Annotated in this window: 6 protein-coding genes; all 6 read left to right on the top strand. The window is 70.2% G+C overall.

Annotation, left to right across the window (positions count from 1 at the left end):
* The first annotated feature begins 141 nt into the window (after positions 1 to 141).
* The 6 genes from JHY01_RS07465 to JHY01_RS07440 all read left to right on the top strand — a co-directional run bounded on the left by JHY01_RS07465 (position 142) and on the right by JHY01_RS07440 (position 10,925).
* Positions 142 to 432 carry a DUF4190 domain-containing protein gene (locus JHY01_RS07465; RefSeq protein ID WP_205324990.1) on the top strand — a complete coding sequence of 97 codons (291 nt, stop codon included), beginning with the start codon at positions 142 to 144 and terminating at the stop codon, positions 430 to 432.
* 116 nt (positions 433 to 548) lie between these two features.
* Complete coding sequence (gene drmA / locus JHY01_RS07460) at positions 549 to 4,259, top strand: DISARM system helicase DrmA (RefSeq protein WP_205324989.1); 3,711 nt, start codon at positions 549 to 551, stop codon at positions 4,257 to 4,259.
* Positions 4,256 to 6,118, top strand: coding sequence for a DUF1998 domain-containing protein (gene drmB / locus JHY01_RS07455; RefSeq protein ID WP_205324988.1), 1,863 nt, complete (start codon positions 4,256 to 4,258; stop codon positions 6,116 to 6,118). Before drmA ends, drmB begins: the two co-directional genes overlap by 4 nt.
* On the top strand, positions 6,115 to 6,861 hold the full coding sequence (gene drmC, locus JHY01_RS07450; protein WP_205324987.1) for a DISARM system phospholipase D-like protein DrmC: 747 nt from the start codon (positions 6,115 to 6,117) through the stop codon (positions 6,859 to 6,861). Before drmB ends, drmC begins: the two co-directional genes overlap by 4 nt.
* Positions 6,862 to 6,988: 127 nt before the next feature.
* A complete protein-coding gene (locus JHY01_RS07445; RefSeq protein ID WP_205324986.1) occupies positions 6,989 to 9,145 on the top strand; it encodes a UvrD-helicase domain-containing protein in 2,157 nt (718 codons plus the stop codon).
* A gap of 25 nt (positions 9,146 to 9,170) precedes the next feature.
* Complete coding sequence (locus JHY01_RS07440; RefSeq protein WP_205324985.1) at positions 9,171 to 10,925, top strand: DUF262 domain-containing protein; 1,755 nt, start codon at positions 9,171 to 9,173, stop codon at positions 10,923 to 10,925.
* Positions 10,926 to 10,992: the final 67 nt, after the last annotated feature.

Raw genomic sequence — 10,992 nt, 5'->3', positions numbered from 1 at the left:
GCTGGGCCGTCCCTCTTTTGGGGTGGTGGGGGGGGGGGGCGGGGCCCCCCCCCCCCGCCCGCCCCCCCGCCACTGCGCCGCGTCCGGCGGTCGCACGTAGCGCGAGGAATGCACGCACCCCCACGGAAAGGCATTTCGCCCATGTCCGACTCCGAGCAGCACCACTATCACTACTACTACCCGTACTACTACCCGCAGCCACCGCCTCGCGGGCCGGGAGTCAACGGGTTCGCGGTCGCCGCGCTCGTGCTCGGGATCGTCGGAGTCTGCTGCTTCCTCGGGTTGCTCGGCCTCGTGTTCGGCATGATCGCCAAGAAGCAGATCGAGGTCACGGGACAGTCCGGGGAGGGCATGGCCACCGCGGGAATCGTACTCGGCTGCATCTCGATCGTGCCGACCGTCATGTGGCTGATGTCGTTGTCCGGCGGCTGACCCGGACGACCGGACCTTCCTTGTACGGGGACAGGCTCGGCCCTCGAACGTCGGCCCCGTCCGGCAGAATGGACCATTCGCGGCCGCACGGCCGCGCCGGAGGCGAACGGAGGGCCATGGCCACCCGAGGCAAGACCGACAAAGACCAGGCGCCGAACCCCGCCGAACTGCTGCGCCGCCCGCAGCTGTTCGAGGACGCCACCTCGTTCGGCGTCCGTGAAGACCTGCTCGGCTACCTCACCCGCGACCTCCTCGGCCCATGGGGCGGCCCCAATGAGGACATCGTGGGCAAGGACAGCCCCCGCTCCCGCTACCTCGTCGGCCAGCTCGGCCCCAAGGAACTCCTCCCGCCCGGCACCGAGCGCGATGCCGACGACACCGCGAACGACCCCGACAACCTCGACGACGGCGAGAACCTCAACGCCGGCACCGAAGACGCCGAACTCGCCGCCAAGACCGCCGACGTCGGCCGCCTCGAAGCCTCCAGCATGGGGCTCTCCTTCCGCGTGCCCGCCGACACCCGGAAGATCCACGTCCGCGCCACCTGGGGCCACTACCTCAAGACCTCGTTCACCGACGAAGACGGCAAACCCGTGTCCGGCTGGCGGCGAGTCCCCGCCGGAGAAGAACACGGCCGTGAGATCGACCTCCATGAACCCCGCCAGCGCATCGTGCTCACCGGCGATCCCGGCGACGAGCGCGGCGTGCTCCTCACCGTCGAGACCAGGCGGCGCGACGACAGCCTGGTCGTCGAACTCGGCCTCGTCAACGGCCAGCGGGAACCGCAGCACAACGCCGACGAGGCCTGGCTGTTCCAACCCCAGCTCACCGTGCGCGCCTTCGACGGCGAGTCGGCAGTGTTCCTCCCGATGGACGACCCGATGCGCGAGGACGCCCGCGAGAGCGCCTACCTGGACGCCGAGGACATGCGGCTGCGGCTGCTGTACCGCAACCGGCTCCAGTACACGAGGGGCCGCAATGTCGCCGTGCATGCCGACGAAGTGCCCGGCGAGCGCCGTGCCCGCGAACTGCGGACCGAATGGATGCCCGTCACCGACGTGCCCGGCACGTCCGCGCCCACACCCGAGGAATCAGCGCTCCTCGCAGGCCTCGAACTCTCCATGACCGCCCTCGCCGGAGCCGACACCGAGACGCTGCGGGCCGGGCTCGCCCCGCTCGCCGACGGCTACCGCGTCTGGCTCGACGAGCAGGAGGCCCGGATCGCCGGCCTGCCCGAGCAGCTGCGCGCCTACGCGCGCGAAGCGCTCGGCGAGGCCCGCACGATCGCCGACCGCATCGGCGAGGGCGTGCGGCTCCTCACCGAGCCCGGCCACGAGCATCACGCGATCGCCTTGCGGGCCTTCCGGTTCGCGCAGCGCGCCATGGCCGACCAGCGGCTGCACACCCAGATCGCCGCTCACCGGGCCGCGAACGGCTCGGACTACGCGACCGCGCTGGCGGCGATCGAGGCGAAGGGTCCGGCCGCCGCTTCGTGGCGTCCGTTCCAGCTCGCGTTCCTCCTCTTGAACCTCGCGAGCCTGGCCGACCCCGGGCACCCCGACCGGAGGATCGGCCGGAAGGGCCTGGTCGATCTGCTGTTCTTCCCTACGGGCGGCGGCAAGACCGAGGCGTATCTGGGTCTGGCGGCGTTCACGATGGCGATCCGCCGCCTCCAGGGCGTCACGGGCTCCGGCGAGGAGGCCCGCGACGCCGCCGCCGGGGTGGCGGTGTTCATGCGGTACACGCTGCGGCTGCTCACTTCGCAGCAGTTCCAGCGGGCGTCGGCGCTGGTGTGCGCGGCCGAGCTGCTGCGCCGGGAAGCGCCGGAGGTCTACGGCGACGAGCCGTTCCGCATCGGGTTGTGGGTGGGCTTGAAGGTCACCCCCAACACGTATGAGGATGCGGCGGAGGACATCGCGGACATGAAGGTCCGCGGGAAGGTCGGCGAGTCGAAGACGCTGCAGTTGCAGGCGTGCCCGTGGTGCGGGGAGCGGTTCGAGGCCAACGCGATCGAGACCGATGAGGGGCGCCGCCGGGTCCTGTTGTTCTGCCCGCGTTCGGCCGGGGAGGGCCGCTGCCCGTTCTCGCGCCGCTCGTCGCCCGGTGAGGGCATCCCGGTGGTGAGCGTCGACGAGGAGATCTATCGGCTGCTTCCGGCGTTCATGATCGCCACAGTGGACAAGCTGGCGCAGTTGCCGTGGAAGGGCGAGGCGGGGCTGCTGTTCGGGCAGGCCCGGTCGAAGTGCCCGCGTCACGGCTACCGTCATCCCGACCTGGACGAGCGGATCGGCTGCGGGGGACGGCATGTGCCCAAGGGCAGGCTTCCGGCGGTCGTCAGCGAGCCGGTGATCCGGCCCCGGCCTTGGGATCTGATCATCCAGGACGAGCTGCACCTGATCTCGGGGGCGCTCGGCACCAGCGTCGCCCTGTTCGAGTCCGCAGTGGACTATCTGCTGCAGTGGGAGACCGAGGAGGGCGTCGTCGGTCCGAAGATCGTGGCGTCCACCGCGACCACGAAGCGGGCGGCCGCGCAGGTGAAGGGCATCTACAACCGGCGGGTCGCGATCTTCCCGCCGCCGGTGCTCGACGTGGAGGACACGTTCTTCTCCAAGCAGGACCCGATCACCGAGCAGACGCCCGGCCGCCGCTACCTCGGGCTGTGCGCGCACGGGGTTCGCTTGAAGCAGGCCGAGATCCGGTTGTGGGACACCTTGCTGATCGCCGGTCAGACCCTGTTCGACCGCTACGGGGCTCCGGCGGACCCGTACATGACCCCGGTGGGGTACTTCAACGCCACGCGGGAACTGGCCGGGATGCGGCGGTACCTGGACGATGACGTGTCGATCCGCGTGCGGCGCACCCGCGACGGCTTCTCGGCGCGACTCGGCTCCGCGAACACGCTGCGGATCACCGAGTTGACCTCGCGCATCGCCTCCAGCGACATCTCCGCCACACTGTCCGAACTGGAGCAGGGCTTCGATCCCGAGCGGGACACCGCCGCGCGGCGGAGCGCCATCGGCCGCGAGATGTTCCTGGCCCGAAAGGAGAAGCGCGAACCGGACCCGCTCGCGGTGGAGCTGCGCGAGCGCGGCTCCCGCACCGACGCGGTGCTGGCGACCTCGATGCTGCAGGTCGGCGTGGACGTCTCCCGGTTCGGGCTCATGGTCGTCACCGGTCAGCCGAAGAACACCGCGGAGTACATTCAGGCGTCCTCGCGCGTCGGCCGCGACGCGAACCGGCCCGGGCTCGTCGTCACCCTCTACAACTGGACCCGGCCCCGCGACCTCGACCATTACGAGGACTTCTACCACTACCACGACTCCTACTACCGGCAGGTCGAGGCGCTGTCCGTCACGCCGTTCACGCGGCGCGCGCTCGACCGCGGCGCGACCGGCGCGCTCGTGGCCGCGATCCGCCAAGGGAACCTCGACGCCTCGCCGAACGCGGCCGCCGCCCGGTTCGACCGGAACGCGGCGGCGGTCGACGACGTGGTCGAGACCTTGATCGAACGCGCCCAGGAGGTGAAGAACCCTGCGGCGGCCGAGTACCTGCGTGAACGTGCCGAGAACCTGTTCGACGACTGGGAGCGGGAGAAGCTCCGCGGCGGACTCGTCTACCGGGCCGGGACCGGCAAGGCCAACCGAGCCGGGCTCCTGCGGCCCGCGGACGGCACCGAATGGACCACGCTCACGGTGGCGAACTCCATGCGGGAGACCGAGGGCGAGGCGAAACTGATCTTCCCCCCGGACCACGAGATGAAGATGCCCGAGCCGAGCGGCACGCAGTGGTCGTACGGCACGCGTTCCGACACCGAGGACGGTGCATGACGATGGCCGCGCGACAGCAGTTCCGGCAGGTCGGCTCGGCCCGGCCCAGCCACCTCATGTTCACCGGCGGCATCGGCGGGATCGTCGACCTCCCGAACTTCGCCGCGCTCGTCGGCGGGCTCGACGACTGGGAGCCCTTCTACCGCAACAGCGACCTGCGGATCGTGCACGAGAAGCGGCTGCTGGAACTCACCCGGAAGCGCCTCTCTCAATCGGTGCGGGAGCTGCGGCTCATCCCGCTGTCCGACGACGACGACCGCGCGCTCGTCGGGGTGCCGGTGCGGCCCTTCCCGTCCTGGCTGCGCTGCACCAGGTGCAACCTGCTCGCTCCGATCTGGCGCGAGGACTTCACGTACGTCAACTACAAGCGCAGCCGCCCCGATCTGGCCGTGTTCCAGCACCAGAACTGCGGCGGACGCCGCGGCCTGGACGCGAAGGCCGTCCCGGCCCGGTTCGTCGTCGTCTGCGACGACGGGCACCTCGACGAGTTCCCATACGAGCCGTTCACGCACCACGGCAGTACCTGCCCGAAAGCGGAGTACCCGATCCTGGAGATGCTCGACCGGGCCGGGAACCGCCAAGTGGACGTGCGCCTCACCTGCAAGTCCTGCGGCGCGGCGCGCAACCTCAAGGACGCCATGGGCGACACCGGTCGCGGCGAGCTGCCGAACTGCCGGGGCCGCCACCCGCACCTCCACGAGTTCGGCGAATGCCGGGCGCCGCTGCAGACCATCGTCGTCGGTGCGTCCAACCTCTGGTTTCCGCAGACGGTCTCGGTGCTCTCCGTCCCTCCCGACGACGAGGACCGGCTGCGGGGGCTCGTCGCCGAGCACGAGGAGATCCTGCGGGAGACGGTGTGGGCGCTGAGCGCCGAGAACCTCGCGCCGCTCATGCGGCACCTGCCGCCGCTGAAGCCGTTCCTGGACTTCGAACCGGAGCAGCTGCGGGCGGCGATGGACGCGCACGTCCCGGCCTCCGCCGAGCAGGAGACCACCGATCTCCTCGCCCCGGAATGGAAGGCGTTCACCGCCGAGCGTCCGCCGTCGAACGAGTACTTCACCGTCGTCCGCGACGCCGACGGCGTCCCCGAACCGCTCAAGCCCTACTTCACCGACGTCGTACAAGCCGAGCGGCTGCGCGAAGTGCGCGCCTTCCACGGCTTCACCAGACTTGACGCCCCCGATCCCGAGGACCCCGACCTGGTCCCGGTCGCGCGGATCAGCCGCGGCGAACCGACCTGGGCCCCTGCCAGCGAAGTGTTCGGCGAGGGCATCTTCCTGCGCATCGACCCCGATGCGTTGCGCGCCTGGGAGACCCGGGTCGCCGACGAGGAGGCCGTGGAGCGGCTCCAGGCCGCATGGCGCAACTTCCGCCGTCGCAGGCGCTCGCGCCGACGCGGCGGCGAGTTCGACCCCATGGCGGGCTGGCCGGGCATCGGATACGTCGTGCTGCACACCCTCTCGCACCTGCTCATCCGGGCGATCGCGCTTGACTGCGGCTACAACTCGGCCAGCCTCTCCGAGCGGATCTACTACAACGGGGACGACCGGGCCGGCCTGCTCATCTACACCGCCGTGCCCGACGCGGAAGGCACCCTGGGCGGTCTGGTGAGCCTCGCCGAGGCGGGATCGCTGACGCGCATCGTCGGCAAGGCGCTGACCGAGGCCGGTCGCTGCTCCAGCGACCCCGTGTGCGCCGATCACCTGCCGGCCGACCCGGCGGACTCGCTCCACGGCGCCGCCTGCCACGCGTGCCTGTTCGTCTCGGAGACCACCTGCGAACGCGGGAACCGCTTCCTCGACCGCCGCTTCGTCACCGACCTCGGCGACGGCCTGAGCTTCCTCGAGCCGTGGCGATGAGCGCACGGCAAGCGTTGCGGGCCAGGGCCGCCGAGCTCCTCGAACTCGTCGGCCCGGTCGCCCTGGCCGCCCAGGCCGGGGCGATCACCGGCGGCACGCCGCCTTCGATCGTCGCCGAGCGGCTCGGCAGGCCGGACGCGGCACCGGTCATCGCGGCGCTCGCCGAGGCCGCCCGCGCCTGGGGGCCCGACCGGGCCGAGGCCTATCTCGAAGGGCTCGCCGACGGCCACGCCATGCGGCCGCAGGACATCGAGACGGTGTGGACCGGCCCCACCGTCCACGGCGTACCCGTCCGCTCCACCCAGCTGGCGCTGCTCAACCTGGTCGAAGGCAGCAAACGGGAGCTGTGGCTCTCGACCTACTCCGCGAAACCCCATGCGCCCCTGCTCGGAGCGATCGAGCGGGCCCTGCGGCGCGGCGTCACCGTCGCCATCGCGATCGAGATCCTCGCCGGCGCGGGATCGGCGATCTCCGGTTCCGAACCCGCCGCCGCCTTCGCCCTCCTCAAAGGAGCGAAGCTCTACACCTGGCCCGTGGCCGCCCGCCCCGCCGACGCGAAGCTCCACGCCAAACTCGCCCTCGCCGACGCCACCACCTTGCTCGTGACCAGCGCGAACTTCACCACCTCAGGAATGGAGCGCAACCTCGAGGCCGGCCTCCTGGTCAAGGGCGGTTCGGCGCCCAAGCGCACCGCCGAGCACCTCGGCGCACTCGTCCGAAGCGGGCATCTCGCGCGAATCTGACCAACCGCGCTCCCGGGCGGTGGGGGGTCGATACCGCTGCGGCCGTGAGGACTACACACGGTAAGCTGTCCGCCCCGAAACGATTCCGCGAGAATCCAGCCGCCGCTCTACCCCCGACGGGAGCCTCATGGCCGAACGTCAGAACGCGTCGCTGATCATCGAGCGCAACGCCGCCCGGCACCTGGACAAGCTCGACCGCGCCGTCCGCAACCGCTTCGTCGACTTCCAGTCCAAATTCTGCGCGAACATGCACCAGCCGGGCTTGCGCCTCAAACCGCTGAAGAGCGGCAAGGGCCTGTGGTCCGCCCGCGTCACCGACGACTACCGGGCCGTCATGTGCAAGGTCGGCGACGCCCTCTTCGCCCTCATCGCCGTCGAACACCGCGGCCAGTCCTACGACCGGCTCGACGACCGCTACGACGCCTCCGTCAACCGCGTCACCGGCGCCTTCGAAGTCGTCGACCACGACGACCTGAACAGCGCCATCGAGACCCGACACGACACCGCACCGGCTCCGGCCGCGCCGCGACCCGAAACCGGTCCCGGACTGTTCGACCCGTTCACCGACGCCGAACTCCTCGAACTCGGCGTCGCCGAACCGCTCCTGCCGTCCATCCGCAAGATCGAACAGGACGCCCAGCTCGACGCGTTCTGCGCGGTCGCACCCCACCACACCGCCGAGGTCCTCCGCGCCCTCGACGCCGGATTCCCACTGGCAGAAGTGGAAGAGCTCATCACCGCCCCGGTCAAAGCCCCGGGCGAAGTCGACACCGCCGACTACGCGACCGCGATCGGACGCGGCTCCAGCATGGTCACCAGCTCCGACCGGGCCGTGGCCGCCATGCTCGAAGACGGGTTCGAGGCCTGGCGGCTCTGGCCGCATCCGAACCAGAAGAAGCTCATCGAGCAGCGGCACAAAGGCCCCGCCCGCATCAGCGGCGGCCCGGGGACCGGCAAGACCGTCGTCGCCCTCCACCGCGCCGCCCGCCTCGCCCGCGAACTCGACAGCGCCGCAGCGGACAGCGCCGCCGGCGAACGCCTCCTCGTCACCACCTACACCCGCAACCTCGCCGCCGACCTCAAACGCAAACTCGCCCTGCTCCTCGACGAGGAGACCATGCGCCGCATCGACGTCGAGCACCTCGACAGCGTCGTCCACCGCCTCGCCTCCGAGATCGGACCCCGCCCCGGCACCCTCCTCGACGACCGCACCATGACCGCCTGGTGGGCCGAGCTCGCCCAGCAGGCCGACGAGACCGAATTCGACGCCGACTTCCTCCACAGCGAATGGAGCGAAGTCATCTGCGCCCAGCTCATCACCGGCCGGTCCGAGTACTTCCAGGCCCGCCGAGTCGGCCGCCCCAGAAAGCTCAACCGCCTCCAGCGCGCCCGCGTATGGGACCTCGTCGAACGGTTCGAGCAGCGGCGCACCGCGAACGGCGCATGGTGCTGGCCCCAACTGCGGGCCACCGTCGCCCTCGCCGAAGAACACCGGCTCAAAGGCCCCTACCGATACCGGCACGTCGTCATCGACGAAGCCCAGGACCTCACGCCCGCGCACTGGCGCCTGCTGCGCGCGATGGCGCCGCGCGAAGCGGACGACCTGTTCATCACGGGCGACACGTTCCAGCGCATCTACGGGCAACCGGTGACGCTGAGCCGCCTCGGCGTCGACATCCGCGGCCGCTCCAAACGACTCACCCTCAACTACCGCACCACCAAGGAAATCCTCCGGGCGGCACTGGCGATCGAAGCCGACGCCCGAGCGGACGACCTCGACGGCGACCTCGACAGCCTCGCCGGATACCGCTCGGTCATGACCGGCGCCGCACCCCGATTCGCCGGGTACGACGGAGAAACGGCCGAGCTCGCCGCCATCGTCGACCAGGTGCGGGCCTGGACCGCTGAACAGCCGCCCGGCAGCGTCGCGATCGCCGTCCCGCAGAAGTTCCAGGTGGACAACGTCATCGGCGCACTGCGCTCGGCGGGCATACCGGTGTTCCCGCTCTCGACCGACCGCGAACCCGACCCGCAGGCCGTCCACGTCGGCACCATGCACCGCCTCAAGGGCCTCGAATACCGGTGCGTCCTCATCGGTCGACTCGGGGCGGAGCACTTCCCGTTCCCGTATCTCCGCAAGCTCGCCGACACCGACCCGCACCGGCATGAGCTGGAGACCGCCAAAGCCCGCAACCTGCTCTTCGTGGCCGCCACGCGCGCCCGCGACGAAGCCGTCTTCACCTGGTCCGGCACCCCGAGCCCGCTGCTCCGCCGCGACCGATAACCCCCTCCGGAAAGGATGAGTCCCAGTGCGACTCGAATCGACCAACTGGCAGCTCTCGCAGCTGGTCTCGCAGATCTCGAACGGAGCGGTCAAACTGCCCGAAGTCCAGCGCGGATACGTATGGAAGCCGATACAGGTGGCCGCGTTCGTCGACTCGCTGTACCGCGGCTACCCGATCGGGTCGCTCCTGTTCTGGCGCTCCGACGTCCGGCCGCTCACCAGAGAAGCCGACATCGACGCCGTCCCGGGCGAGAGCGGCGCCCCCCTCTACCTCCTCGACGGCCAGCAGCGGCTCACTTCACTGCACCGGGTCTTCAACGACCACGAACAGGCGCAGATCGTGTTCAACGTCGAGACCGAGCGGTTCCAGAACCAGAGCTCCTCCACCGTGAAGGACGCCCGCTGGGTCAAGGTGTTCGACATCGTCGACGGGCGCATCGACCTGTTCGAGCTCACGTTCGCACTCTCCGAGCGCCTGCCCGGACTCGACCGCAACGACATCCACAAGCGCCTCGCCCGGCTCGAGAAGATCAAAGAGCGCACCGTCTACCTGGAGATCCTCGGCGAATTCGAATACGAGGAGGTCTCCGAGATCTTCATCCGCGTCAACAGCGGACGCCCCCTCAAACGCATGGACCTGGCGCTGGCGACCCTTTCGGCGCGTCGCCCGGGCACCCTTGCGCAACTGGAGACCGAAGCCGCCCACTGGGCTGAGCGCGGGTGGGGCGACCTGGACCTGACGTTCCTGGCGCGTGCCCTCACCGCCGCCGTCCTCGGCAGAGGCCTGACCCCCGCCTCCAACAACCAGCTGCTCGGCAAGTCCGACGAGGAGCTCGACGCCGGATGGCAGACCGTGCAGCGCGGCCTGCGGCACCTCGTCCCGCTGCTGAAGGAGAACCTCGGCGTCACGCACAGCAGCCTGCTCAAGTCGGTCGTGGTGCTGCTGCCCTTGGTGGTGCTCCTCGGTGAACGGTCCGATGAACCGATGGAGGCGGAGACCGCCGACGCGATCCTGTACTGGTTCCTGGCCGCGACGCTCCGCAACCGCTTCAGCGGTTCGACCGACACGAAGCTCGGCCAGGACATCCCCGACGCCCGCAAGCCCGACGGCGTCAACCGCCTCCTCGACCGCTTGGGGCTGCCCGAGGGCCGACTCGAGGTGACCCCGCGGGACCTGGTCGACCGCAGCACCGGCAGCCCGTACTTCATGATGAGCTTCCTTGCCGCGAAATCGCAAGGCGCACACGACTGGTGGTCCGGCGCCGCCGTTTCGGTCGCCGCAGAGGGCGGCCACAAGCTCGAATACCACCATGTCTTCCCGCAGGCGCTGCTGCGCCGCGGCGGCGAGTACAGCAGGACCGAGATCAACGACCTCGCGAATCTCGTCTTCATCGCGGGCCGTGCGAACCGGGGGATCGGCGCGAAGCGACCCGGCGAATACCTTGCGGCCATGGGCCTCTCCGACGCGGAACTGCTCGCGCACTCGATTCCGGGCGACCGCTCGTTGTGGGAGGAGGACCGGTACCCGGCCTTCCTCGCTCGCCGACGGGAGCTGCTGGCCGAGGCGATGAACGCCATCCTCGACCGGCTCCGTCCCCAATGGCTGGTGCGCGGCGGCGACGCCGGAGACCCCATGGACGTCTCGGGATCCAAAGACGAGTGGGAGAAGGCGCTCCTCCGCATCGAGAACGATATCGAATACGCCGACCGGCCCCTGGCGTCCGCGCACGGTGATTGGGAGGGCCCAGTCCAGGAGGTCTCGATCACCGAGGTCATCTGAACGAGAGTGACGTCATGACCGGTGGGGCAGACCGAGCTCGGCCTGCCCCACCGGTCATGTTGCGGGC

This window comes from Glycomyces sp. YM15 (assembly GCF_016918015.1).
Lineage (GTDB): Bacteria > Actinomycetota > Actinomycetes > Mycobacteriales > Micromonosporaceae > Glycomyces.
The sequence above is the reverse complement of the archived record's forward strand: the minus strand, read 5'-3'. Positions and strand labels throughout refer to the sequence as shown.

Coding starts and splice junctions, on each gene's coding strand:
- JHY01_RS07465 (WP_205324990.1), top strand. CDS start 142: ATGTCCGACTCCGAGCAGCACCACTATCACTACTACTACCCGTACTAC.
- JHY01_RS07445 (WP_205324986.1), top strand. CDS start 6,989: ATGGCCGAACGTCAGAACGCGTCGCTGATCATCGAGCGCAACGCCGCC.
- drmA (WP_205324989.1), top strand. CDS start 549: ATGGCCACCCGAGGCAAGACCGACAAAGACCAGGCGCCGAACCCCGCC.
- drmC (WP_205324987.1), top strand. CDS start 6,115: ATGAGCGCACGGCAAGCGTTGCGGGCCAGGGCCGCCGAGCTCCTCGAA.
- drmB (WP_205324988.1), top strand. CDS start 4,256: ATGACGATGGCCGCGCGACAGCAGTTCCGGCAGGTCGGCTCGGCCCGG.